The 23404-nt window shown below is 61.0% G+C and carries 24 protein-coding genes; 7 read left to right on the top strand and 17 right to left on the bottom strand.

What is annotated here, in order from left to right; genetic code table 11:
* Positions 1-8 precede the first annotated feature (8 nt).
* A complete protein-coding gene (locus tag ACXYMO_RS05150) occupies positions 9-932 on the top strand; it encodes an NAD(P)-dependent oxidoreductase (RefSeq protein WP_458877584.1) in 924 nt (307 codons plus the stop codon).
* 10 nt (positions 933-942) lie between these two features.
* Positions 943-1839 carry a phytanoyl-CoA dioxygenase family protein gene (locus ACXYMO_RS05145; protein ID WP_458877583.1) on the top strand — a complete coding sequence of 299 codons (897 nt, stop codon included), beginning with the start codon at positions 943-945 and terminating at the stop codon, positions 1837-1839.
* Here the strand turns inward: ACXYMO_RS05145 and ACXYMO_RS05140 are convergent.
* From ACXYMO_RS05140 to ACXYMO_RS05125, 4 genes are read right to left on the bottom strand one after another with little or no spacing between them, the layout of a single operon-like run.
* A complete protein-coding gene (locus tag ACXYMO_RS05140) occupies positions 1836-2537 on the bottom strand; it encodes an RraA family protein (RefSeq protein WP_458877582.1) in 702 nt (233 codons plus the stop codon). The genes ACXYMO_RS05145 and ACXYMO_RS05140 overlap by 4 nt on opposite strands.
* Positions 2538-2554: 17 nt before the next feature.
* The gene (locus ACXYMO_RS05135) at positions 2555-2884 is read right to left on the bottom strand and encodes an AzlD domain-containing protein (protein ID WP_458877581.1); all 330 of its coding nucleotides are present in this window, start codon (positions 2882-2884) and stop codon (positions 2555-2557) included.
* Positions 2881-3594, bottom strand: coding sequence for an AzlC family ABC transporter permease (locus ACXYMO_RS05130; RefSeq protein ID WP_458877580.1), 714 nt, complete (start codon positions 3592-3594; stop codon positions 2881-2883). Before ACXYMO_RS05130 ends, ACXYMO_RS05135 begins: the two co-directional genes overlap by 4 nt.
* Positions 3591-4073 (bottom strand): hypothetical protein, encoded by a 483-nt coding sequence (locus ACXYMO_RS05125; RefSeq protein WP_458877579.1) that lies wholly within the window; start codon positions 4071-4073, stop codon positions 3591-3593. Before ACXYMO_RS05125 ends, ACXYMO_RS05130 begins: the two co-directional genes overlap by 4 nt.
* A gap of 120 nt (positions 4074-4193) precedes the next feature.
* Here ACXYMO_RS05125 and ACXYMO_RS05120 point away from each other — a divergent pair, with 120 nt between their 5' ends.
* Positions 4194-5975: an IlvD/Edd family dehydratase gene (locus ACXYMO_RS05120; RefSeq protein WP_458877578.1), complete on the top strand. Its 1782-nt coding sequence runs from the start codon at positions 4194-4196 to the stop codon at positions 5973-5975.
* 72 nt (positions 5976-6047) lie between these two features.
* A complete protein-coding gene (locus ACXYMO_RS05115; protein WP_458877577.1) occupies positions 6048-6782 on the top strand; it encodes an SDR family oxidoreductase in 735 nt (244 codons plus the stop codon).
* A 12-nt stretch (positions 6783-6794) separates the two neighbouring features.
* On the opposite strand, the gene ACXYMO_RS05110 is transcribed toward ACXYMO_RS05115, so the two are convergent.
* The 10 genes from ACXYMO_RS05110 to ACXYMO_RS05065 all read right to left on the bottom strand — a co-directional run bounded on the left by ACXYMO_RS05110 (position 6795) and on the right by ACXYMO_RS05065 (position 17614).
* The gene (locus ACXYMO_RS05110) at positions 6795-7883 is read right to left on the bottom strand and encodes a mandelate racemase/muconate lactonizing enzyme family protein (protein ID WP_458877576.1); all 1089 of its coding nucleotides are present in this window, start codon (positions 7881-7883) and stop codon (positions 6795-6797) included.
* Positions 7884-7898: 15 nt separating this feature from the next.
* Positions 7899-8807: a DMT family transporter gene (locus ACXYMO_RS05105; protein ID WP_458877574.1), complete on the bottom strand. Its 909-nt coding sequence runs from the start codon at positions 8805-8807 to the stop codon at positions 7899-7901.
* A gap of 3 nt (positions 8808-8810) precedes the next feature.
* Positions 8811-9533 (bottom strand): SDR family oxidoreductase, encoded by a 723-nt coding sequence (locus tag ACXYMO_RS05100; protein WP_458877573.1) that lies wholly within the window; start codon positions 9531-9533, stop codon positions 8811-8813.
* Positions 9530-10423: an NAD(P)-dependent oxidoreductase gene (locus ACXYMO_RS05095; RefSeq protein WP_458877572.1), complete on the bottom strand. Its 894-nt coding sequence runs from the start codon at positions 10421-10423 to the stop codon at positions 9530-9532. Before ACXYMO_RS05095 ends, ACXYMO_RS05100 begins: the two co-directional genes overlap by 4 nt.
* 11 nt (positions 10424-10434) lie before the next feature.
* A complete protein-coding gene (locus tag ACXYMO_RS05090) occupies positions 10435-11499 on the bottom strand; it encodes a Gfo/Idh/MocA family protein (RefSeq protein WP_458877571.1) in 1065 nt (354 codons plus the stop codon).
* Between the two features lie 32 nt (positions 11500-11531).
* The gene (locus tag ACXYMO_RS05085) at positions 11532-13022 is read right to left on the bottom strand and encodes a UxaA family hydrolase (protein WP_458877570.1); all 1491 of its coding nucleotides are present in this window, start codon (positions 13020-13022) and stop codon (positions 11532-11534) included.
* A gap of 9 nt (positions 13023-13031) precedes the next feature.
* Positions 13032-13973 carry a phytanoyl-CoA dioxygenase family protein gene (locus tag ACXYMO_RS05080; RefSeq protein ID WP_458877569.1) on the bottom strand — a complete coding sequence of 314 codons (942 nt, stop codon included), beginning with the start codon at positions 13971-13973 and terminating at the stop codon, positions 13032-13034.
* Positions 13974-14046: 73 nt separating this feature from the next.
* Positions 14047-15645, bottom strand: coding sequence for a TRAP transporter large permease (locus ACXYMO_RS05075; RefSeq protein ID WP_458877568.1), 1599 nt, complete (start codon positions 15643-15645; stop codon positions 14047-14049).
* Positions 15645-16313 carry a TRAP transporter small permease subunit gene (locus ACXYMO_RS05070; RefSeq protein WP_458877567.1) on the bottom strand — a complete coding sequence of 223 codons (669 nt, stop codon included), beginning with the start codon at positions 16311-16313 and terminating at the stop codon, positions 15645-15647. Before ACXYMO_RS05070 ends, ACXYMO_RS05075 begins: the two co-directional genes overlap by 1 nt.
* 287 nt (positions 16314-16600) lie before the next feature.
* Positions 16601-17614, bottom strand: coding sequence for a TRAP transporter substrate-binding protein (locus ACXYMO_RS05065; protein ID WP_458877566.1), 1014 nt, complete (start codon positions 17612-17614; stop codon positions 16601-16603).
* 254 nt (positions 17615-17868) lie between these two features.
* Here ACXYMO_RS05065 and ACXYMO_RS05060 point away from each other — a divergent pair, with 254 nt between their 5' ends.
* The 3 genes from ACXYMO_RS05060 to ACXYMO_RS05050 all read left to right on the top strand — a co-directional run bounded on the left by ACXYMO_RS05060 (position 17869) and on the right by ACXYMO_RS05050 (position 20465).
* Positions 17869-18537 (top strand): GntR family transcriptional regulator, encoded by a 669-nt coding sequence (locus ACXYMO_RS05060; RefSeq protein ID WP_458877565.1) that lies wholly within the window; start codon positions 17869-17871, stop codon positions 18535-18537.
* 35 nt (positions 18538-18572) lie between these two features.
* Positions 18573-19418 carry a fumarylacetoacetate hydrolase family protein gene (locus ACXYMO_RS05055; protein WP_458877564.1) on the top strand — a complete coding sequence of 282 codons (846 nt, stop codon included), beginning with the start codon at positions 18573-18575 and terminating at the stop codon, positions 19416-19418.
* A 66-nt stretch (positions 19419-19484) separates the two neighbouring features.
* The gene (locus tag ACXYMO_RS05050; RefSeq protein WP_458877563.1) at positions 19485-20465 is read left to right on the top strand and encodes a LysR family transcriptional regulator; all 981 of its coding nucleotides are present in this window, start codon (positions 19485-19487) and stop codon (positions 20463-20465) included.
* A gap of 67 nt (positions 20466-20532) precedes the next feature.
* On the opposite strand, the gene ACXYMO_RS05045 is transcribed toward ACXYMO_RS05050, so the two are convergent.
* From ACXYMO_RS05045 to ACXYMO_RS05035, 3 genes are read right to left on the bottom strand one after another with little or no spacing between them, the layout of a single operon-like run.
* Positions 20533-21288 (bottom strand): SDR family NAD(P)-dependent oxidoreductase, encoded by a 756-nt coding sequence (locus ACXYMO_RS05045; RefSeq protein WP_458877562.1) that lies wholly within the window; start codon positions 21286-21288, stop codon positions 20533-20535.
* Between the two features lie 29 nt (positions 21289-21317).
* Positions 21318-22379, bottom strand: a complete 1062-nt coding sequence (locus tag ACXYMO_RS05040) for a transketolase family protein (RefSeq protein ID WP_458877561.1) — start codon at positions 22377-22379, stop codon at positions 21318-21320.
* A complete protein-coding gene (locus tag ACXYMO_RS05035) occupies positions 22376-23146 on the bottom strand; it encodes a transketolase (protein WP_458877891.1) in 771 nt (256 codons plus the stop codon). The genes ACXYMO_RS05040 and ACXYMO_RS05035 overlap by 4 nt, the downstream gene beginning before the upstream one ends.
* Between the last annotated feature and the right edge of the window lie 258 nt (positions 23147-23404).

The raw sequence follows: 23404 nt of genomic DNA, 5'->3' as shown, positions 1-23404 counted from the left end.
GAACGGTTATGGGCGACAAACCAGTCGTAGGGTTTATCGGTGTCGGTTTCATGGGCCACGGTATGGCCAAGAACATCCTGCAAGGCGGTTATCCGTTGTGGGTCAAAGGGCACCGCAACCGCACGCCGGTCGACAGCCTGGTGGGAATGGGCGCACAAGAGGCCCCGACCGCCAAGGCCATGGCCGAAACCTGCGATATCATCCACATCTGCCTGTCCAATTCCCCACAGGTCGAAGCGATCTTTCGCGCGCCCGACGGCATCCTGGCAGGCGCGCGGGACGGTTTGATCGTGATCGACACGACAACGGCCGACCCCACATCGACCCTTGCCCTGGCCGAGGACCTGGCCGCCAAGGGGGGACATCTGGTTGACGCGCCATTGGGGCGCACCCCGAAAGAGGCCGAAGAGGGCACGCTCGATTCCATGGTGGGCGGGGACGATGCCATCGTGGCCAAGGTGATGCCGGTGATCGAATGCTGGGCGGGCAACATCAACCACGTGGGCCCCACCGGGAACGGCCACAAGATGAAGCTTTTGATGAACTTCATCTCGATGGGCTATGCCTCGCTTTTTGCCGAGGCGGTCAACCTTGGCGCGGCGGCGGGGATCACGCCGCAGCAGTTCAACCAGGTGATCGGCTCCAGCCGGCTGAGCAACGGGTTCTTTGAAACCTTCATGCGCTATGCGGTGGGCCGGGAACTGGATGTGCATAAATTCTCGATCGCCAATGCGAACAAGGATTTGAAATACGTCAACGCGATGGCCGCAGATGCCGGTGTGGTGAATATCATGGCCGCCTCGGCGCGGCACTATTTCGCGCATGTCGAGGCAACCGGCCATGCGGATGATTATGTCCCCTCGCTCACCGATCATGTGGCCCGGTTGAACGGCATGGACATGGAAGAAGAAGTCAGGAAAGGCGCTAAATAAGGGGGCGGCCATGCTGAGCGCGGCACAAAAGCGGTTTTTCGACGAACACGGCTATCTCATGATCGAGGATGCCGTGACGCCCGAGCAACTGGCGCGCCTGCGCGACATTACCTATGGGCTGATCGATGCATCGCGGCAGGTGAGCGAAAGCGACGAGGTCTATGACCTTGATGCCGGTCACAGCGCCGCGGCGCCGCGCCTGACGCGGATCAAGCTGCCCCATAAACGGAACCCGTATTTCTGGGAGGTTCTCAGAGAGTCCAAAATGACCGAGGTGCTGACCGGGTTGCTGGGGCCGGATACGAACCTGATCACATCCAAGCTCAACACCAAGGCACCGGGGGGCGGACGCGCGGTGGAATGGCATCAGGACTGGGCGTTTTATCCGGCCACGAACGACAGCCTCTTGGCGTTTGGCCTGATGCTCGAGGAAGTGGATGCGCAAAACGGCCCCCTGATGGTCATCCCCGGGACCCACAAGGGGCCGGTTCTGAGCCATCAGGCCAACGGCTTTTTCGCGGGGGCCATCGATCCGGACGATCCGCTGTTCGAACCGGACAAGGCCGTGACGCTGACCGGCAAGGCCGGCAGCATGACCGTACACCACGTCCGCATCCTGCACGGATCGGCCCCGAACCTGAGCGACCGCAACCGCCTGATCCTGTTTTACGAATGCGCGGCGGCGGATGCCTGGCCGATCCTTGGCGCGTCGTCCTATATCCATGCGCTGGGTCAGCGCGGGTTCTGGGAGGACCTGCAAGAGCGCGTCATCACCGGCGCGCCCTGTCTGGAACCGCGTCTTGAAAACGTGCCGGTGCGCATGCCGCTGCCGCCCGCGCCCGACACCGGGTCGATCTTTCGAACACAGGAAAGCGCAGGCGCCAAAAGCGCCTTTTCCAAGGGCTAGTCCTCGATCACCACGGCGCGGCCATCGTCGATCATGTCCTGAATGGCGGCCACCTCGCAGAAGCCTTTGGCGACTTTGGCCTCCAGGTCGCCTTCGAGCGTCTTCACCTCCTCCAACCGGGCAATCACTCTGTCGATGTCGTCAAATGGCACCACGACCACGCCGTTGCGGTCCGCCACGATCAGATCGCCGCTGTTGATCTGGCGGCCACCGACAACCGCATCGAACCCCACCCTGGCCGGACCGTTGGAATAGGGGGAGTTGGGGTTGAGACCCGTGCACCAGGCGGGCAGGCCGACCGCGACGATGCCGTCATAGTCGCGCATTTCCCCATCGGTAACGAACCCGGCGGCGCCCTTGTTTTTCAGCATGCCGCAGAACTGATCGCCCGAGGCCGAACAATTGCGATGCCCGTGCACGGCGGCCACGACGATGTCACCCGGTCGCAGGACATGCAGCGCGCCCATGGTCGCGAGGATTTCGGCCGGGCCATTGTCGGCGACAAGGGCAGGACCCACGGCACGACAGTCGATATCACGCCCGCCACCGATGGGTTGGATCGCGCTGTCCAGTGCGCCTTGTCCGCCCATCGCGTCACAGACAAAGCCGGTCGGCACATCGGTAAAGGCCGCGATCTGATTGGCGGTGGGGCGGGGAAAAGTGGTGCGCAGTGTTAGCACCGGGGGTTCTTTGATCATATCGGGTCTCCCAAAGGTCAGACTAAGGTGAACAGGTATTGCAGGGCATAAAGCGTTCCCATGCCCGCGACGATGGCCCAGATCACCGACAGGCGCAGACCGGCGACAAAGGCCGCGCCAGCCGCGAACAGGCGGATCGGGTCGGTCTGCCCGCCCGTCGCATCGGGCCACAGCAACAGCGGCGCGATCAGCGCGGGGAACACGGCAACGCCCACGTATTTCAGATGCAGGACGGCCCAGTCGGGCAGTTCACGCCCCCCAAGCAAACCGAGAAAGGAAAACCGGATCGCAAAGGTCCCGATCCCCAGCAACACGGTCAGGACCCAGAATGTCGTATCCGAAATCATGACGCTGCCCTTTGCGCGCGGCGGGCGAGGAAAAGTTCACTCTGCGCCCCGGCCACGATGCCCAGAAGGGCGGCGATGATCAGCCCCAGCGACCAGGGCACCCAGGCAAAGGCAATCGCCGCGACCAGCGACACCAGCGCCGCCGCCATATGCGCGGCGGATCTGATCAGCGGCGCGGTCAGCGCGATGAAACAGACCGGCACCGCGAAATCGAGAGAGAAGGACGCCGGAATGGTCTGGCCCACCACGGCCCCGACAAAGGTAAACCCGTACCAGAACGGACAAATCAGCGCCATGCAGCCAAAGTAATAGGCGACCTTGGCCGCCGGGGACATATCGGGGCGGTCCTCATAGGTGCGCACGGCCACGGCAAAGGCCTGATCGACCATCAGATAGGCCATCAGCGCGCGCAGGCCGAACCGGGCGTGGCCCACATGCGGCACCAGCGCGGCGGAATACATCGCCATGCGCAGGTTCACGGCCAGCGCGGTGAACAGGGCGATGAACACCGGTGCCTGATCCTGCAACAGCGCAAGGGCCGTGAATTGCGAGGCCCCGGCGATGACCAGTACCGACATCGACATGGTCTGCACAACGTCCAGACCGGCATCGCGCGCCACGACGCCGAACAGCGCGGAATAGGGGGCGACGATCAGGATGAAGGGGGCGCAATCGACATACCCGCGCCAAAAGGCCCGGCGCGGTGTCATGGCAGCTGACCGGCGCGCCACTTCAGCCGCACATAAGCAAGGCCCGACGCGGCAGCGGTACAGCGCGATTTCTGAAGCACGATATCCTGTTCGGGGGCGCCGCTGGCGGCCAGCGCCAGTTCCTCGATACGGTCGCATTGCACCAGGTTGGCAAGGATGTCGTATTTGACCTCGATCCTCGCGATGGTGGCAATGGTTTCAGGCGCCTTGGCTGTCACGTCGGCCATCACCGTTTTGATGCCTTGGGTCCACGCGGTCTTGGCTTCGACATAGCACAGAGTGGCGACAGCGGGCGTGTCGGACGGGGCACTTTGACACGCGGCATGGGCGTCATCAATGCAGGCGGCCGGGTTTTGGCCCGACTCGGTGCTTTGTACGATGCAAGCATCGGCCGTAGCCAGATCAACCCCGGCCCAACACGGTATCGCAAGGGGGGCGGTCGCAAAAGCGAGCCCTGCCAGAAGCTTACGATTGATCATGAACAGTCCTCCCAGACCGGGCGCTCTTTGCCCTTGCATTTGGTATACCAAATTGAAATGGTGTCACAAGGGGCGTCGTGTTCGTGCTGCTGCGCCAATAAGATCTCAGGGAGGATAAAGATGTCGGATACCCGGGCCAACAAGCGTTTCCGCTCGCAAGAGTGGTTCGACAATCCCAACAATCCTGGCATGACTGCCCTCTATGTCGAGCGGTATCAGAACCAGGAATATTCGCGTGAGGAATTGCAATCCGAACGCCCGGTGATCGGGATCGCCCAGACCGGCAGCGACATCGCCCCCTGCAACAAGATCCACGTGTTCCTGATGGACCGGATCAAGGCCGGCATTCGCGAGGCGGGCGGCATTCCGATGGAATTCCCGGTCCACCCGATCCAGGAAACCGGCAAGCGGCCGACCGCGGCGCTGGATCGCAACCTTGCCTATCTCAGCCTTGTCGAGGTGTTGCACGGCTATCCGATCGACGGGGTCGTTTTGACCACGGGCTGTGACAAGACGACCCCGGCCATGCTGATGGGCGCGGCGACTGTCGACCTGCCTGCCATTGCGCTGAACGGCGGTCCCATGCTGGACGGCTGGTGGAAGGGCGAACGCGCAGGTTCGGGCATGATCGTCTGGCAAAGCCGCCGCCTCTTGGCCTCGGGCGAAATCGATTATGACGAATTCATGAGCCGTGTCTGTTCCTCGGCCCCCAGCTTGGGCCATTGCAACACCATGGGCACCGCGAGCACGATGAACGCCATGGCCGAGGCGCTGGGCATGTCGCTGACCGGGAACTCGGCGATCCCGGCCCCGTTCCGCGAACGCATGACGATGGCCTATGAAACCGGCAAGCGGATTGTCGGGATGGTTTATGATGACCTGAAACCATCAGACATCCTGACGCGCGAGGCGTTCGAAAACGCGATCGTCGTCAACAGTGCGATCGGAGGATCAACCAACGCACCGCCGCATCTTCAGGCCATCGCGCGCCACATCGGCGTCGATCTGAACGTCAAGGACTGGGAAACTATTGGCTTTGACGTGCCGCTGATGGTGAACATGCAGCCAGCGGGCGAATACCTGGGCGAAAGCTTTTTCCGCGCGGGCGGCGTTCCGGCTGTGATGGGCGAGCTGCAAAAGGCGGGCCGCCTGCACGAGGGCGTCATGACCGCCACCGGCAAAACCATGGGCGAAAACCTGAACGGCGTCGAAAGCGAAGATCTCAAGGTCATCACCACCTATGATGACCCGATGCGCAAGAACGCAGGGTTCAAGGTTCTGTCGGGCAACCTGTTTGACAGCGCCCTGATGAAAACCAGCGTGATCTCCAAGGACTTTCAGGAGCGGTTCCTGTCGGAACCCGGCAACGAGGGCGTCTACGAAGCGCGCGCCGTGGTCTTCGAGGGTCCCGAGGACTACCACGACCGCATCAATGACCCCAGCCTTGAGATCGACGCCAAGACCATTCTGTTCATCCGCGGTGTTGGCTGTGTCGGCTATCCCGGCTCGGCCGAGGTGGTGAACATGCAGCCGCCCGACGCCGTGATCCGGCAGGGGGTCAACCATCTGCCCACCGTTGGCGATGGGCGTCAGTCCGGCACATCCGAAAGCCCCTCGATCCTCAACGCCTCGCCCGAAAGCGTCGTGGGCGGCGGATTGGCCTATCTCAAAACCGGCGACACGGTGCGGTTGGATTTGAACAGCTCTGTCATCAATGCGCTGGTCCCGGACGCGGAATGGGAGGCCCGAAAAGCCGCCTGGACACCGCCGGAAATCGTCAGCCAGACGCCTTGGCAAGAAATCTATCGCAAGCACGTGGGCCAGTTGGCAGATGGTGGATGTCTGGAACTGGCGACAGCCTATCAGAAGGTAGGCAAGGACCTGCCGCGCGACAACCACTAGGAAACGGTCGCCTGCCATCTGACAGCGCCCTGTGGGCGAGCGGAGCGACGCCTGAATTCGGGAGAAAGACGGATGAACAGCATTATCATCACTGGCGCCGGGAGCGGCGTGGGGCGCGCGACTGCCCATGCCTTTCTTGAGGCGGGGTGGACCGTCGGCCTGATCGGGCGCCGGGCCGAGACGCTCGAGGAAACCGCCGATGGGCACGGTGATGCTCTGATCCTGCCGTGTGACGTGACTGACGAGGCGCAGGTCGATGCCGCATTTGCCAAGGCGCGCGATACCTGGGGGCGCGTGGATGCCCTGTTCAACAACGCGGGTGTCAGCATGAAGGGCGCGCCCGTTGACGAGGTTGACGTCGGCCAGTGGCGCAACCTGATCGACATCAACGTGACGGGCAGCTTCATCTGCGCGCGCGCTGCGTTTCACGTGATGCGCCATCAGAACCCGCAAGGCGGACGGATCATCAACAACGGGTCGGTTTCGGCCTATGTGCCGCGCTGGGGGTCGGTGGCCTATACCGTGTCAAAACACGCGATCACCGGCCTGACCCGGACCACGTCGCTGGACGGGCGGCCGTTCAACATTGCCTGCGGGCAGATCGACATCGGCAACGCGCTGACAGACATGGCCCAGTCGATGACAACCGGCATGCCACAGGCCGACGGATCAATAGCAATAGAACCGGTGATGGACGTCAAACACGTGGCCAGTTCGGTTTTGCATATGGCGTCCCTGCCGCTGGGCGCGAATGTGCAGTTCATGACCGTGATGGCAACCAACATGCCCTTTATCGGGCGCGGTTAACGCACAGGCCGACTACAGGCAGGACTGGCGAATTTTGTCCCAGTCAAATTCAACCCCGGTGCCCGGCGTCGCGGGTGCCACGGCCATGTGGTCCCGGATCACCAGTGGACGGTGGGTATAGTCGTCGATCGGAAAGCTGTGGACCTCAAGCCAACCGGCATTGGGCTGCGCTGAAACAAGGCTGACGTGCAATTCCTGCATGCCGTGGCTGCAGACTGGAATATCATGATCCCGTGACAGTTTCGCGACCTGGAGCCATCCGCTGATGCCGCCGCAATTGGATGAATCCGGCTGTATGAACGACAGGTTGGCATCCCGAAAAGCGTGCTGAAACTCGTAAATCGTGTGAAGGTTCTCGCCCATTGCCAAGGGGCAGCCGGTCTCGCGTGCGATCTGTCCATATCCCAGATAGTCGTCCGGGTTGGTGGGCTCTTCAAACCATAAAATGTCGAACTCCTGAAAACCGCGTGCCGCCTCTGTGGCTCTCTCGATGTTCAGAGCATAGTTGGCGTCCACCATAAAGGCGACGTCCGGTCCGATCAGATCACGGACGGCACGGGCACGTTCGAAATCGGTGTTCAGGTCGCTGTGGCCGACCTTGATCTTGACCCCGTTGAACCCTTCGCTCAGGTAGCCCTGGATGCTTTCAAGCAGCCTGGGCAGCGAATAGCCCAGATCAATGCCCCCACGGTAGGCGCGGCATTGATCCGAGGCCCCGCCCACCACTTTCCAAAGTGGGAGACCCATCGTGCGGCACCGAATGTCCCATAGTCCGATATCGAGCGCTGAAATGGCAAAAGACGCAATGCCGCCGCGGCCCACGTAATGCACGTGCCAGAACATTGCTTCGTAAAGAGTTTTGATTTCGCTGGCGTCCTTTCCGATCAGAAAGGGCACGAGATCGGTTTCAAGCATGGCCTTGATTGCCTGGCCACCCTTGCCGCCTGTATAGGTGTACCCTGTTCCGGTGACGCCCGACGCCGTCAGAATTTGCACCGTGATCAGTTCGAAATGCGTGTGATCTCCGTGCATCGCATCGACGAGTACTTCCTTTAACGGAAGCTTGAAGGCTTCGACTTGAATTGATGTGATCTTGCTCATGACCGGCTCCTGTGGCTAGCGAACGAAATTCGGAGCGCGGCGCCGCAGTCCACGTTCGCGGTTCCAGATGTAGAGGCCCGACGCGATGATGATCATGCCGCCCCCCAGCGTCCAGATTGTCGGGTAAGTCGAAAAGATCAGGATACCGGCCACCGCCGCCAGGAAAATCTGGCTGTAGATGATCGGCGCCAGGATGGAGGCATCGGCCCAGCGGTGGGCGGTCGTCGCACAGATATGCCCTAGCGCGCCAAAGGCCCCGATCAGCATCAGAACGGCCCATTGCGTGGCCGTTTCCGGCATCACCCAGACGTTGAACGCAAACGGCGCCAGAACCATCGTCGCAAGGGCACTGGACCAGACCTGTTGCGTCGCGTTGCTTTCGATCCCGGCCAGCATCCGGGTCATGATGAAATACATCGATGCAAAGAGCAGGGTGGCCAAGCTGTAGAACATGGCCGGATGAAATTCGGCCCCCCAGGGTTGCACCACGACCACCACGCCCAGAAACCCGGTGCAGACGGCCAACAAGCGGCGCAGCCCGACCTTTTCACCCAGCAGGGGAATGGCCAGCAGGGTCACGACGATCGGCCCGGCAAAGGCAATGGTTGTGGTGATTGTGATCGGCAGGAACTTGAGCGCCTGAAAGTTGAATATCGTGCCGATGAACAGAAAGGATGAGCGCATGAGCTGTTTGACCGGCGCGTTGGAGCGGAACGTGGCAAGCCCCTCTTGCGGGACATAAAGCACAAGTGCGTAGATGAAATGCCCGGCATAGCGGGCAAAGACGATCTGAAGGACCGGAAACTCGGCAATGTTGAGCCATTTGGCCGAGGTGTCGATACAGGTGAAAAAGACGACCGCCAGCGCCATCAGCATGACGCCGGCGGCGGTTCTGTCCTCGCGGGGAAGAACACCGCTTCCCATCGGTTACAACGTCATCCCGCCGTCGATGGTGACACACTGTCCGGTCATATAGCGGCTTTCGTCGCTGGCCAGATATACCACGAGGTCGGCCATTTCCTGGGCCGTTCCCAGCCGGCCCATCGGTTGGCGGGCAACAAAGTCCTTCATCGCCTGTTCGTAGTCTCCCGTTGCGTGCAGACGGTCGTGCAGCGATGGGCTGTCCACCGTGCCGGGCGCGATACAGTTGCAGCGAACACCGGTGGTGACGAAATCGCGCGCAACCGATTTTGTCAGCCCGATCACCGCCGCCTTGGAGGTGCCATAGACAAACCGGTTGGGCACGCCGATCAGCGATGATGCGACCGAGGCGATGTTGACGATCGCCCCGGCGCCGCGGTCCAGCATGCCGGGCAGCGCTGCCTGAATGGCGTGGAACTGGGATCTGACGTTCAGGTTCATGGCAAAGTCGAAATCTTCGTCGCTGGCGTCCTGAATCGTTCCCGCGTGCACGAACCCGGCACAGTTCACCAGGATGTCAGGTGCCGCATCATGAACCGCCTTGGTCAGCGCGTCCTTGTCCAGCACATCCAGCGCGAAACTTTCGGCGGTGTCGATCCCGGCCAGCAAGTCACCGTTAAGATCGGTGGCAATCACATGCGCACCTTCGCGGGTCAAAGCCTCGGCCGAGGCCCGCCCGATCCCTTGTCCGGCTGCGGTCACGAAGGCCCGTTTACCCTTCACTCTCATTTCTGTTCACTCCCAAGGTGTTCTTCCATCCAAGTAACCAGTTCGGGCACCATCAAATCGCCCTGACCGTCATCGCGAACTTCGCGCAGGGTCGCATCGGCGGCACCGGACATGCGGCTGACCTTGCCCAGATCGGCGGCCATCGTCCGGTAATAGCCGACATCCTTGGCGGCGTTTTCTACCGAAAAGGCCAGATCGATCTGGCCCTCGACGGCAAAGTTGCGCACGAAATCCATCATGCCCGAATGGTTGGGGCCTGCCGCCATGACCTTGTACAGGGCCTGGCGTTCGATCCCGGCGGCCCCGGCCATGGCAAAGGCCTCGGCCATCGCGCAGGCGGTGGTCATGGCGAAATAGTTGTTGATCAGCTTGATGGTGTGCCCATTGCCCAGCTTTCCGAGATGAAACACGTTTTCGCCCAGCACATCCAGAACAGGTTTCACCCGGTCATAAGCGGTGCGGTCCCCCGCGCACATGATGTTGAGCAACCCATCCTTGGCATGGGCAGGGGTCCGCCCCAGCGGCGCATCCAGATAAATCGCGCCCTTGTCACCCAGTGCCGCGCCGACCTTCAGCGTCGAGGCGGGCAGCGAGGTGCCGAAATCAATGATGATCTGACCTTCCTTGGCGGCTGCCAGAACGCCGTCTTCGCCAAAAACGCGGCTTTCGACCTGATCCGAGGTGCCGACGCAGATCATGACGATGTCGCAATCGCGGGTCAGGTCGCGGGCTGTCTTGGCCTCGCTCCCGCCGCGCTCGACAACCGCCTCGACGCCCGTCCGATCACGATGGCCCAGCCCGGTCACCGCATACCCCGCCTTTTGCAGGCATTCCGCCATGGCCCGGCCCATCAGGCCCAGTCCGATAAAGCCGATTGTTGGTTTGCTCATCTTTTTTCCTTTCATGCGCCGCGATAATCGCCGGGCACCTCGCCCGCCAGGACAGGTCGTCCGGTTTGCCCTGACAGAGCTGCGGCCAGTGTCATTTCCATGGCCGCAATGCCGTCCGCGCCGGTGCACAGAACATCGTCCGAACCGCCGCCTGCAACCTGGGCAAAACGATTGACCTGTTCCAGCAGCGGATCGACCCGGTCGAACGCGGGCCCGGCCACGCGGGACAGCGGCGTGCTCCATTCGATTTCGCCGGGGGCCGAGCGGCCCCAGCGGGTCAGGGACGGAAATTCAAGCGCGCCGGCCGTGCCGACGATGCGGATGTAATCCTGTCCAGAGGCGGCGATGGCAGGGTTTTCGGAACTGGCGGCCTCAAAGCTCCAGGGCGAGGCGCCGGTATCCGAAATCAGGAAAGACCCCAGGGCGCCGTTGTCAAAGCGAAAGGCCAGCGCGGCGGTATCTTCGATGACAAACCCGCGCCGGGCGGAGGAAATTAGCGCCGAAACCTCGGTCATTTCGCCGACGAGAAAGCGCAGAAGATCGATTTCATGGGTGAGGTTGCTCATCAGCGGACCGGCACCGGGCTGGCGGCGCCAGTCGACATCGTAATAGCTGTCATGCTTGCGGACAGACCAAAGGCCCTGAATCCCCACCAGATCGCCCAGCTGGGAAATTTCCTGGCGGGCGGCAAGGCTGAAGGGATGGCAGCGCCTGTGATGGCCGGTGAACAGGGGCAGGCCCTTGTCCTTGGCCGCGCTGACCAGCGCGCGGGCCTCATCCAGCGTCGCGGCGGTGGGTTTTTCAACGATTGCGGCCCACCCCCGCTCGAGCGCGCGCAGGGTGGTGGCATGGTGATCCTGGGTCGGGGTGGCGATGATGCACGCGCGGGTGTCCCGTGGCACGGCATCGATATCGGCCACGGCGGGGAGGCCCATCGCCACCAGTTCGGCACGGCGCTGCGGCGCGGGTTCGACAACGGCCGTCAGGTGAATGCGCCCGGAGGCCTGGGAGACTTCGACATGGCGCATTCCGATTGATCCGCCACCTATCACGCATAAGGGAAGGGGAGATGTCATTCACAAGGCTCCAGTCGTGTCATCAGGGCCGACTACATCACCGCGCCGATTTGCCAGGGGACAAATTCGTAATCGCCCAGCCCCTGCTGTTCGGATTTCGATTGCTCGCCCGAGGCCATGCGCAGCCACATATCGTATATCTCGCGCCCGACCTCTTCGACGCTGGCGCCGTCGCTCAGGATGCGTCCGGCGTTCACGTCCATGTCGTCGCTCAGGCGGGTGTACATTTCGGTGTTGGTCGCGACCTTCATCGACGGCGAGGGTTTCGCCCCAAAGGCCGATCCGCGCCCCGTGGTGAAACACACAAGGTTGCAGCCCGACGCGATCTGTCCCGTGACGCTGGCCGGGTCATAGCCGGGACTGTCCATGAAGGTGAACCCCCTGGCCGTGACCGGTTCGGCGTATTTATAGACACCGTTCAGCGGGGTCGTGCCGCCCTTGGCCGCTGCGCCCAGCGACTTTTCAAGGATGGTGGTCAACCCGCCCGCCTTGTTCCCGGGCGAGGGGTTGTTGTCCATCGATCCCTTGTTGCGGGCGGTGTAATCTTCCCACCAGTGGATCAGATCAATCAGCTTGTCGCCCACCTCGCGGGTGGCGGCGCGGGCGGTCAGCAGGTGTTCGGCGCCATAAATCTCGGGCGTTTCGGCCAGAACGCCGGTTCCGCCCTGCGCGACCAGAAGATCACAGGCATACCCTACCGCCGGGTTGGCGGTGATCCCTGACCAGGCGTCCGATCCGCCGCACTGCAGCGCAACCATGAGGTCCGAGGCCGGGCATTCCTCGCGCCGGGCCTGGTTGACCAGGGGCAGCATCGCCTCGATCTTTTTGATGCCCAGATCGATAGTGCGGCGCAGCCCGCCGACATCCTGGATGTTCATGGTCTGAAACAGCGGGCCGGGTGTCAGGCCGTAGGCCTCGATCAGCCAGTCGATCTGCATCATCTCGCAGCCAAGACCGGCCATCAGAACGCCGCCCACATTCGGGTTGCGGGCGTACCCCCAGAGGGTGCGCTGGAGAACCTCGAACCCGGTACCATCCCCGCCCATGGCGCAGCCGGTGCCGTGCACAAAGGCGACGACGCCATCGACATTGGGATAGGCGGCAAGCCTGTCATCGGTGAAATGCTCCGCGATCATCCGCGCGGCGGTGGCCGAGCAGTTGACCGAGGTCAGAACGGCGATGTAGTTGCGCGTACCAACGCGCCCCGAGGCGCGCCGGTACCCCATGAACGTGTCTTGCGATGTGGCCGGGGTGGCCGGGCGCAGGTTGGTGGAAAATTCGTATTCCGTGTCCACGTTGCGGAATTCGAGGTTATGAGTGTGCACATGCGCGCCCTTGGCGATGTCCTGCGCGGCATAGCCGATCAGCTGCGCATATTTGCGGACCGGCTGGCCCTTGGCGATGGCCTCGGTCGCCATCTTGTGGCCGCGCGGAATGGCATCGACACAGCCTTCGTCGCCGATGTGTAGGGCGGTTGTGGCGGTCACGACATTGTCGGCCTCGGACAATCGAACGGTTCTCATTTCAGTGCCTCATGCGCAGATCGGGCTGCCTTGGTCCCAGCGATGCAGGGGAATATGGTCTTGGCCGGACAGAATTGCGCGCGCTTTCACCCAAGTGTCGCGCCAGACGGTCCAGTCGGCAAGCACGCTGTCCGGGTTGGCGCGTGACCGGGCGACAAATTCCGGGAAATGGGACCGACCGGTCGGCTGGCCCGTCGCGTTGTACCGAATGTCGAAAGACCAGCGAAAATGCCCGGAGTGATTGACCAGCGACCCGTGCGGCGTAAGCGGGTGAAAGATCACTGCGCCGCCCGCCTTGACCGGCAGCGGGATGGCCTGCGTTTCATCGATAAAGCCATCCGCAATCCCAAGTTGGGTCCTGGGGCAATGAGGCAGCATTCGGGGCTTGCCCGGCACCACCTGAAGGCATCCGTTCTCAACCGTTGCATCGCTGATCGCAAGCCAGACGGTGATCATCTTTGTCTCGTCCGCCTCGTCCAGGGTCACGCCCTGATCCTGGTGCCAGTCCGTGGCGGTGATATGGGCGCGGGTTTCATCGCTCGCCAATGTATCGGACGGAGGTTTCAGGCGGACGTGCTGAATGGGGTTGGATGTGATTTCCGGCCCGATCAGTTGCTCGACCACGTCCAGCAAGCGGGGCGCGGTCAGCATGTCGAATACGGCAGGGCCAAAGTGGAACGGGGTATCGGGTTCGATCTCACCCCCGGGCAGGGAAATATCCATCGGCTGGAACCAGTCGCACCCGTCGCGATAGCTGAGCAGCAGCTTGTCCCAGAAATCCATGTTGTCTGCAGCGGGCAAAAGCCCCTGTGCCTGCCATCCATCATAGAGCGTATCGAGCAGGTCGGCATACTCGGCCTTGACCGCGTCAAGGATGTAACCGGGCAGCAGGTCCGGCACCACCAGATATCCGTCGCGATTGAACTGTTCAATCTGGTCCTGGGTTAGCATGGGGAACCCTCCAAGAGCATTTTTGGGGTGTCGGGGCGGGCAGAAGAGGCCGCCCCGACGCATGTTGCGCCTGTTACTTCAGGAACAGGGTCACGATCGGCGGCCAGATCAACAACACCGCCAGCGCCGAAAGCTGAAGTGCGATGAACGGCAGAAACCCGCGGAAGATATCCGTCAGCGAAATATGCGGCGGAGCCACGGACTTCAGGTAGAACGCCGCGGGGCCAAAGGGGGGCGACAGGAAACTGACCTGCATGTTCATACAGAACACCACGCCGAACCAGATGGCCACGTGGCGCCGTTCCAGTTCGCCCAGCAACCCGATCTCTTCCACCGGCAGTTTCAGAACGATCGGCAGGAACACCGGCATGATCAGCAAAACGATGCCGACCCAGTCCATGAACATGCCCATCACCAGGAAGATCAGCATCATCACAAGGATGATCCCCATCGTCGGCAGGTCGGCGGCAATGATCATGTTGGCCACATAGGTCGGACCACCTGCCAGCGTATAGGCCGCCGCAAGCGAGGCCGCGCCAATCGTCACCCAGATGATCGTCCCGGTGGACTTGAGCGTGCGCATCAGGCTGTCCCAGATGATATCAAAGGACATTTCGCGTCGGATGACGCTGATCACGAACACGGCGACAACGCCCATCCCGGCCGCTTCGGTGATGCCGGTGATGCCCATGTAGATAGAGCCCAGAACCACGCCGATGACGACGGTCGGGGCAATCAGGCCCTTGCCCATCTCCCACCCTTCGGCGGTGCGTTCCTTGCCGACCATCAGAAACATGACCGCCAGCGAGATCAGGAAGCCGCCGATGATATAGGGAATGTCCGACACCATTCCCAGAACGATCGGGTCGGTGCCTTCGACCACCGCGTTTTCTCCGGTGACGGTAAAGAACACCGCGCGCAGGAACAGAACGCCCAGGATCCAGAGCGAGAACCGCGCCAGGAAACCCAGAAAGCGCAGCAGCTTTTCCTTGCCCTTGGGATCGTTCGGATCCTCTTCGGGAAGAGGGGCCAGGGAAGGGTTCAGGTTGGTCCGGATCACGATGTAAAGGATGAAGAACGACGCCAGCATGAACCCCGGCAGAAAGGACGCGGTGAACAGTGCCTTGATCGACGTTTCAGTGACCAGCCCATAGAAAATCAGCACGATGGACGGCGGAATCATCGTTCCCAGCGACCCGGAGGCGCAGATGGTGCCGATGGCAAGGTTCTGATTATACCCAAGGCGCAGCATCTGCGGCAGGGCGATCAGGCCCAGCAGAACCACTTCGCCGCCAATGATGCCAGACATGGCGGCCATGATGACGGCCATGATCGACGTCACGATGGCGATGCCGCCGCGCGTGCGGCTGAGCCAGGTGTTCAACGACGTATACATGTCGCGCGCGATGCCCGAGCGTTCAAGCAAGGTCGCCATGAATATGAAGAGAGGCACCGAAATCAGGACGTAATTCGTCATTTGCCGATAGACCGCCTGACCCAGAACCGAGAACGGCCCGCGTCCGAAGGTGTTGAACAGGATGTCGAAATCGAATTTCAGGATGAGCGTCACCACGGCCAGAAAGGCCGAGGCAAAGCCAAGGGGCATACCGATGGCCAGCAGGATGAACATGCCGGCCAGCACGATAAGGCTGAGTGTGCCGATATCGACCATTATTTCTTGTCCTCCAACGTGTGGCGGATATGCTCGATTTCCGCTTCGTCGATATCATCCAGGGGCGAATGATGTTCGGGCGCCTTGTTCCAATCGGCGATCAGGTTCGACAGCGACTGGATCGCCACCAGAACGATGATGATCAGGATGGCGGGTTTAACGACGCCGGGAATGGGCGGATCCCATGCGGTGCCGAACGTCTCCATGCGCAACATGCGGGTCTTGGCGTCCAGATAGCCGCCCCAGACCAGCGCAAAGGCAAAGCCCAGGATCAGCACGACCGAGATCACGTCCGAGGTTTTCTGCATCCAACGGGGCATCATGTCATAGATCACGTAGATGCGGATATGACTGCGTTGCTGCATGGCGTATTGCCCGGCGAACAGGAAGACGAAGGCCGCGATCCACAGTGACAATTCGTTGGCCCACAAGGTCGGGCGCGAAAAGACATAGCGCGACACCACCTCGTAGAACATGACGATGACCACAAAGACGACCAAAATCATCGCGATCCGCGAGGTCACCAGCGACAGCGTATCGAAAAAGCCGTCGGGCTTGTCTTCGATCGAGCCAATGAAATCCGACAGGTACAATGAGACGAACAGGATCGATCCGGCGAGCGAAATCAACATCGCCCAGACCATGGGACGACCGGTCGGACGGATCATTTCATGCATGCCGATCGCGTCGTCGGATATTAAATTGTTGAGTACGAGCCATGCATAAATCACGAGGGTCAGCCCCGTGAATGCCACTGCTGCCTGTCGAACCGGCTTACGAAGCGACCCAAGCCAAACGCTTTCATGCTCCATTCCCCATCCTCCCTCGAAGATGTCGGGCCTTCGTTCGGCCCTGATGATTTTTGTGTTTTTGGTTTGTGTGGAGGCGGGCACCACGCAGGACGCCCGCCTCTTATCTCAAGCAATCGCACCGATTTCGGTGCGATGCGTTCTGATTAATTGATCAGGCCAAGCTGACGCAGATAGGTCTTGTGGCTCTCCACCAGCGCGCCGGCTTCCGGGCTACGGGTCGCCCAGTCGTCCCATGCAGCCTGGGCTGCGACGCGGAACGCTTTGCGGTCTTCAGCCGACCATGCATAGAGCGTCACACCTTGCTCTTGCAGAGCAGCGGCAGCTTCGGTGTTGGCCTTCTCGTTCGCCATCGCGATTTGGAAGGAGAGTTTCTGCCATGCGGTTTCGATGATACGGCGCTGAGTTTCGGTCAGACCGTCCCAGACGTCCTTGTTACATGCCAGGTGGTCTGACGGCATCGAATGAAAGCCGGGGTAGGTGGCGTGTTTCACGATGTCATAAAGACCCAGGCCCACGTTGTTGGCCAGGCCCGATGCATCGGCACCGTCGATGATACCGGTCTCCAGCGCGGTGAAGATTTCGGTGAAATCCATCACGATGGGCGACGCGCCCATTTTTTCGAAGATCTCGGTTTCCATGCCCGGCGGGGAGCGGAACTTCCAACCTTTCAGGTCCTCGGGGCCGGCCAGCGGCTTGGAGGAGGAGAAGGATTCCTGACCGTAGATGGCCCAGCCGATGAGCTGCATGTTCTGAGCATTGTAGAGCTCTTGAGCTGCGTCGTAGCCGCCACCGTAATAGAGCCAGCTATACTGCTGCCACGGTGTGTCATAGCCGCCCATGATGTCGCCGACGAACTGGAAGGCGGGGTTCTTGCCGGTCTGGTAGGCACCACCGGTCGCATCGCAGTCAACGATGCCGTTGATGGCCGCGTCGAAGGTTTCGGTCGTTGCCACAACCGACGACGAATAGAACATCTCGATCGCGATCGCGCCGCCTGACATTGTCTGGACGTCGTCGACCCAGTTTGCCAGCATTTTGCCGGTCGGGTGCTCGGTCGCATAATGTGTCTGGATGCGCAGGGTAACATCCTGGGCCATCGCCGTGCCGGCCATCATCGCGGCCGCCGCAGCGGTGGTGAGAATTGAGGTCAGTTTCATTATATTTCCTCCCTAGGCGGCTAATACCCGCCTTCGTGTTCCGCACGCCCTCCAGCGCACATTGAGAGATGGTATACCATCCTGCCGGACGCTACCAAACGGCGGCTCGACAATCAACGAGTTTTGGTATACCAAATTTAGGAAAAATTCCTTTTGGCATGCCCGAAATCAGGAAGCCTCATTTGGCGGAGGCGTTTTGCACATCGCGCCGATGACGTGCTAAGGCCCTGCAAAATAGAGTAGAAGGCAAAAGAATGGCGGAACAGAATCTACCCGAGCAAATTGCCCAACAACTCCGCCGGGACATTTTGCAGGGCAAGCTTCAACCCGGTGCTTCCATCAAAGAACGCGACAATGCGTCGGACCTTGGGGTGAGCCGCACGCCGATGCGAGAAGCGATTCGCATTCTGGCCAAGGAGGGTCTGGTACAATTGCGCCCCGCGCGCAGCCCGATCGTCGCCCAGCCCAGCCTTGCCGAGGTGTCCAATTCGATCGACGTCCTGAGTGCGCTCGAGATGCTGTCGGGTAAGCTGGCCTGCCTGCGCGCTTCGGACAAGGAAATTGCCGAAATTCGCAAGAGCGAGCGGTATCTGGCGGAAAACTACGACAAGCTGGATGATGTGGAGCGGTTCGAGGCGGACATGAATTTTCATATCGCGATCGCCAAGGCATCCCATAACGAGGCGCTGGCCGAGACCCATATGTCCTATCTCGCGCGCCTGTGGCGGGCCCGGTTCCTGTCGGCGATGAAAAAACGCTCCCGCGATCGTGTGCTGCGCCAGCACGAGGCCATCATCCGCAGTATCGAGGCCCGCGACGTGGCCGCCACCCAGGCGGCGCTGGACGATCATCTTGAACATCTGTTGATAAATGTCGAAGAATTCTTCGAAAGCGAAGACAAGGCCGAAGTGACATCGGGCTGATCTGAAAATCCAAAGAAAACTTAGGAAAAAACCACATGAAACTACTGAGATTCGGCCCCGCGGGGCAGGAAAAGCCCGGATTGCTGGACGACAACGGTCAGGTGCGGGATCTGTCGGGCCACGTGGACGATTTTGCCGGGCAAACTGTCTCGATCGAGGCGCTGAATGCGCTCCGCGCGATCGACGCGGACAGCCTGCCGGTCGTGGCCGAACCGGGCCGGATCGGAAGCTGCGTCGCTTCGGTTCCCAACTTCTACTGCATCGGTCTGAACTATGCCAAACACGCAGAAGAAAGCGGCATGCCCGCGCCAAGCGAACCGATCCTGTTTTCCAAGGCCTCGTCGTCGCTGTCGGGCCCATACGATCCGGTCATCATCCCGCGCAATTCAACCAAGTCGGACTGGGAGGTTGAACTGGGCGTGGTGATCGGGCGGGAAGCGTCCTATGTCTCAAAAGAGGATGCGTTGGATTACGTTGCCGGCTATTGCACGATCAACGACGTGTCCGAACGCGAATTCCAGATTGAGAAGGGCGGCCAGTGGATCAAGGGCAAGTCAGCCCCGACATTCGGACCGGCCGGTCCCTGGCTTGTGACTGCGGATGAGGTCGGTGATCCGCAGGCGCTGAAGGTCAGTCTCGATCTGAACGGGGAAACCGTTCAGAACTCCAACACTAGCGACATGATCTTTTCGGTCCGCGAAATCGTGTCTTACATGAGCCAGTTCATGAAACTTCTGCCCGGCGACCTGATCGCCACGGGCACACCGTCGGGCGTGGGCCTTGGCATGTCCCCGCAACGCTTTCTCAAACCGGGCGATGTCATGGTCGTCCGTGTCGAAAAACTGGGTGAGCAGCGGCAGGAAACGGTTGCCGCTGAATAATCACAGCCCCGGGCCAGAGCCGCGCAGCACCGCGGCTCTGGTCCCCTTGGTCCCAGGGCGGATCGCATGTCACGCAATCTGAACCTCAATGCCTTTGTGTATTTCGAAGCTGTCGCGCGGCGCGGCTCGCTCAGCCGTGCGGCCGAGGAACTGTCGGTGTCCCCCTCGGCCGTGAGCCAGCAGATCAAGCTGTTGGAACAGCAGATGGGGATCAAGCTGTTTCGCCGCGATGGTCGGCAACTGAGCCTGACACTTGAGGGCGAACAGCTTTTCCAGACCAGTTCAACGGCCCTGCGCATGTTGCAGGAAGTGCGCAGCAATCTTGGCAAAACCCACGAAACGCGCCGTCTTAATCTGCGCGTGACGCCCAGTTTCGGGGTGCGCTGGCTTGGGCCGCGCCTGTCGGGGTTCGTCAGAACCCATCCCGATTGGGATCTGCGTGTCGATGCGGCCCCGGACCCGACCGATTTCGACCGCGAGGTGATGGACCTCGATATCCGCTATGGGGCGGGGCACTGGTCGGGGTACTATGTGCAACCGGTGGTGAAGGATCACGTTCTGCCCCTGTGCAACCCGGACTATCTGCGCGGGCTTCAATCTGCCGAAACTTTGGACGAGGTTTTTGACAGGGCCCGCCTGATCGACAGCGCACGCGCCATGTGCCAGTGGGATTACTGGCTGTATCGAAATGGGATTTCGACGGGCGCGAACCGCAAAAGCATTCTGATGGATCGCTCGTCCATGTCGCTTCAGCTTGCCCTCGATGGGGCCGGTGTGGTTCTGGAATCGCTGGCGCTGGCGCAGGCCGAGGTGTCCAAGGGCAATCTGGTGCCGGTCACGCCGGGACTGCCGATTGTCGGTTTCGATGCCTATTGGGTGATCTGCCCGCCGCGGTATCTGAACCGCCGCGCCGTGCGCCTGTTCCTGAACTGGCTTGAGGGGCAAGCCGAGGCACATCGGAAATCGGTGGAACAGATCACCCGCCTGCATGGCATGAGCATCGATGAAATAGACGTGGATCGTGAACTGACACGCGGCACCGGGTAAGGGCGCCGCGTGTCCGTTTTGCTGCTTTTGACGCCCGGGCGCAAAGAGACATTTTCAGCCTGCCGGCCTAGTGGATCAGCGATCCGCCGTTCACGTCCAGCTCGGATCCGGTGACATAGGCCGACAGGTCCGATGCCAGGAACAAGGCACATCCTGCCACATCGGACGCTTCTCCGGCGCGGCCCATTGGGATGCCTTCGAGGATCATTTCCTTCATGTCCGGGGTCAGCTTGCCGGCGGTGATGTCGGTCGCGATGAACCCCGGGCAGATCGCGTTGACGCGGATCCCATCGGGTGCCAGTTCGCGAGCCATCGCCTTGGTCAGACCCAAAATGCCAGCCTTGGCCGCCGAATAATGCGGCCCGCCGAAAATGCCGCCGCCACGCTGGGCCGAAACCGAGGACAGGTTGACGATCTTGCCGGTCTTGCGGTCGCGCATGTGCGGGATGACCGACTGGCTCATGTACAAGGTCCCGCGCAGGTTGACGTCGAGAACGGCGTCATAGTTTTCCGGCGCGATATCCATGGTTTTCAGGGGCTGGGTGATGCCCGCGTTATTGACCAGAATATCGATCTGGCCGAACAACTCGGTCGCGATGTGTGCGGCTTCTTCGCAGGCTTTCCTGTCCGTGACGTTGCAGGACAACCCCAGATGTCCCTCGCCCGGGAGGTCCGATGCCGCCGCGACGGCCTGATTGCTGTCGAGATCCAGAATCGCGACGCGCGCACCGTGTTTGGCGAACAGTCGGGCGGTGGCCTTGCCCAATCCGCGCGCGCTTGCCGCGCCGGTGATGATGGCGGTTTTGTCTTTGAGAAGTTTCATATCCTACCCCTGTGTGTGCGGATCGGGCCTCAGCTATCCAGCCAGGCTTTGACTTGGGCGGTCACGGCGTCGACAGAGAGGCCGTATTGATCGTGCAATGTCGGTAACGCGCCGGCATCGAGGAATTCATCCGGAAGACCGATCTGGCGGAATGGGACGTGCACGCCCGCGCGCATCAGCCCGGCTGCGACAGCCTCGCCCAATCCGCCGACGACGCTGTGGTTCTCGGCGGTGACGACAAGGCGTCCCTTTCTGGCGGCCTCGGCCTTGATGGTTTCGAGGTCGAGCGGTTTGATCGTCGGGCAATGGAGGACCGCACAATCGACGCCGTCCTGTTTCAACCGTTTGGCGGCATCGATCACACGCATCGTCATCAGCCCGCTTGAGATGAACAGAACATCATTGCCACCATGCAAAAGCTTCGCCTTGCCCAGTTCGAATTTGTAATCGTATTCACCCAGGACATTGGCGACCTTGCCGCGCAAAAGGCGCATGTAGACCGGACCGGGGTGGTCGGCGATGGCTGCGGTGGCCTGTTCGATGTCGGTGGCATCGCAGGGATCGACAATCGTCAGGTTCGGCATTCCGCGAAAGATCGCCAGATCCTCGGTCGCCTGGTGGCTGGGGCCATAGCCGGTGGTCAGGCCGGGCAGGGCACAGACGATCTTGACCGGCAGGTTTTCCTCGGCGATGGCCATGATGATGAAATCATAGGCCCGGCGCGACGCGAACACCGCGTAGGTGGTGGCAAACGGCGTGAACCCTTCGCGCGCCAGCCCGGCCGCGGCCGAGATCATCACCTGTTCGGCCATGCCCATTTGATAGAACCGATCCGGATATGCCTTGGAAAACACGTGCAGGTCGGTGTATTTCGACAGGTCCGCCGTCAGGCCGACGATATCCTCGCGGGTTTTGGCCAGATTGCACAGAGCGTGGCCAAAAGGTGCATCAATCGTATCGCGCCCTTCGGAATCCAGCGATGCGATCATGGCCGATGTTGCGACGCGTTCGCCATCGGGGGTGTCGGTTCCGCGTGGGGCGTACTTGGACTTGCGACGCGACATGGGTCCTGCGGTGGCTTCGTGGCTCATTGTGGCATCTCCTCGTCCAGAATGTTCAGCGCCTTTTGCCATTCGTCGGGCTCGACCCGGATAAAGTGGGTGATGTCCCGTTCTTCCAGGAACGGAATTCCCTTGCACATCTTGGTATTGCAGATGATCACCCGCGGTTTTTCGTCGGGACAGGTGCGCGCCGCGTCAAACGCCTGCTCCACCGCATCGATGTCATTGCCGTCGACCTCTTGCGCGTACCAGCCAAATGCGGTCCATCGATCAATGTCGGGTGTGCGCGACAGCGCCTGTGTCGTGGGGCCATCGGCCTGCTGATTGTTGAAATCGACAATGGCGATCAGGTTGTCCAGCTTCCACTGGACGGCGGACATGACCGCCTCCCAGGTTGACCCTTCGCCCAACTCGCCATCGGACAACATGTTATAGATGAAGGCCGGGTTTTTCTTGCGCTTCAGCCCCAATGCCGCACCCACAGCAATGCCCAGACCATGACCGAGCGACCCACCGGTGATTTCCATCCCCGGCGTATAGGCCGCCATGCCCGACATCGGCATGCGTGAATCGTCCATGCCATAGGTTTCAAGTTCGTTTTCAGGCAGAATGCCAGCCTCGATCATCGCCGAATACAGCGCGATCGCATAATGTCCGATGGACAGGTAAAACCGGTCGCGGCCTTCCCACTCGGGGTCCTCGGCGCGATAGCTCAACGCGTGGAAATAGGTGACGGCCAGAACGTCCGCCACGCCTAGTGCCTGACCGATATAGCCCTGGCCCTGAACTTCGCCCATGCGCAGGGCATTGCGCCGAATCTGCCAGGCCCGTCGTGCGAGGCTGACGTTCGAAAGTGCACTGTCTGCTGAGGTTTTCAAACCGGGTCTCCCACATAAGCGTGTACGTTTTTCGCCCAAAACGGTTGGCGCAAAACATCATCTGAGCGGGGGCTTGGCAAGAAATCATTCTTAAAGGGCTGTTTAGTTTTACTTAAATGTAAATGGGCAGATAATGATGGAGCGCACCTGATCGCAGCCTTAGATTGAGCGGAAAGT

The sequence above is a fragment of the Arenibacterium sp. CAU 1754 genome, assembly GCF_054482635.1.
This window is presented reverse-complemented; position numbering and strand designations above follow the sequence as displayed.

Excerpts from the sequence above, each read along its gene's own strand:
- ACXYMO_RS05040 (WP_458877561.1), bottom strand. The coding sequence starts at position 22,379 with ATGAGCCACGAAGCCACCGCAGGACCCATGTCGCGTCGCAAGTCCAAG.
- ACXYMO_RS05035 (WP_458877891.1), bottom strand. The coding sequence starts at position 23,146 with ATGGGCGAAGTTCAGGGCCAGGGCTATATCGGTCAGGCACTAGGCGTG.
- ACXYMO_RS05065 (WP_458877566.1), bottom strand. The coding sequence starts at position 17,614 with ATGAAACTGACCTCAATTCTCACCACCGCTGCGGCGGCCGCGATGATG.
- ACXYMO_RS05135 (WP_458877581.1), bottom strand. The coding sequence starts at position 2,884 with ATGATTTCGGATACGACATTCTGGGTCCTGACCGTGTTGCTGGGGATC.
- ACXYMO_RS05125 (WP_458877579.1), bottom strand. The coding sequence starts at position 4,073 with ATGATCAATCGTAAGCTTCTGGCAGGGCTCGCTTTTGCGACCGCCCCC.
- ACXYMO_RS05085 (WP_458877570.1), bottom strand. The coding sequence starts at position 13,022 with ATGAGAACCGTTCGATTGTCCGAGGCCGACAATGTCGTGACCGCCACA.
- ACXYMO_RS05055 (WP_458877564.1), top strand. The coding sequence starts at position 18,573 with ATGAAACTACTGAGATTCGGCCCCGCGGGGCAGGAAAAGCCCGGATTG.
- ACXYMO_RS05130 (WP_458877580.1), bottom strand. The coding sequence starts at position 3,594 with ATGACACCGCGCCGGGCCTTTTGGCGCGGGTATGTCGATTGCGCCCCC.
- ACXYMO_RS05080 (WP_458877569.1), bottom strand. The coding sequence starts at position 13,973 with ATGCTAACCCAGGACCAGATTGAACAGTTCAATCGCGACGGATATCTG.
- ACXYMO_RS05045 (WP_458877562.1), bottom strand. The coding sequence starts at position 21,288 with ATGAAACTTCTCAAAGACAAAACCGCCATCATCACCGGCGCGGCAAGC.
- ACXYMO_RS05060 (WP_458877565.1), top strand. The coding sequence starts at position 17,869 with ATGGCGGAACAGAATCTACCCGAGCAAATTGCCCAACAACTCCGCCGG.
- ACXYMO_RS05115 (WP_458877577.1), top strand. The coding sequence starts at position 6,048 with ATGAACAGCATTATCATCACTGGCGCCGGGAGCGGCGTGGGGCGCGCG.
- ACXYMO_RS05090 (WP_458877571.1), bottom strand. The coding sequence starts at position 11,499 with ATGACATCTCCCCTTCCCTTATGCGTGATAGGTGGCGGATCAATCGGA.
- ACXYMO_RS05105 (WP_458877574.1), bottom strand. The coding sequence starts at position 8,807 with ATGGGAAGCGGTGTTCTTCCCCGCGAGGACAGAACCGCCGCCGGCGTC.
- ACXYMO_RS05100 (WP_458877573.1), bottom strand. The coding sequence starts at position 9,533 with ATGAGAGTGAAGGGTAAACGGGCCTTCGTGACCGCAGCCGGACAAGGG.
- ACXYMO_RS05110 (WP_458877576.1), bottom strand. The coding sequence starts at position 7,883 with ATGAGCAAGATCACATCAATTCAAGTCGAAGCCTTCAAGCTTCCGTTA.
- ACXYMO_RS05120 (WP_458877578.1), top strand. The coding sequence starts at position 4,194 with ATGTCGGATACCCGGGCCAACAAGCGTTTCCGCTCGCAAGAGTGGTTC.
- ACXYMO_RS05095 (WP_458877572.1), bottom strand. The coding sequence starts at position 10,423 with ATGAGCAAACCAACAATCGGCTTTATCGGACTGGGCCTGATGGGCCGG.
- ACXYMO_RS05145 (WP_458877583.1), top strand. The coding sequence starts at position 943 with ATGCTGAGCGCGGCACAAAAGCGGTTTTTCGACGAACACGGCTATCTC.
- ACXYMO_RS05070 (WP_458877567.1), bottom strand. The coding sequence starts at position 16,313 with ATGATCCGTCCGACCGGTCGTCCCATGGTCTGGGCGATGTTGATTTCG.
- ACXYMO_RS05140 (WP_458877582.1), bottom strand. The coding sequence starts at position 2,537 with ATGATCAAAGAACCCCCGGTGCTAACACTGCGCACCACTTTTCCCCGC.
- ACXYMO_RS05050 (WP_458877563.1), top strand. The coding sequence starts at position 19,485 with ATGTCACGCAATCTGAACCTCAATGCCTTTGTGTATTTCGAAGCTGTC.
- ACXYMO_RS05150 (WP_458877584.1), top strand. The coding sequence starts at position 9 with ATGGGCGACAAACCAGTCGTAGGGTTTATCGGTGTCGGTTTCATGGGC.
- ACXYMO_RS05075 (WP_458877568.1), bottom strand. The coding sequence starts at position 15,645 with ATGGTCGATATCGGCACACTCAGCCTTATCGTGCTGGCCGGCATGTTC.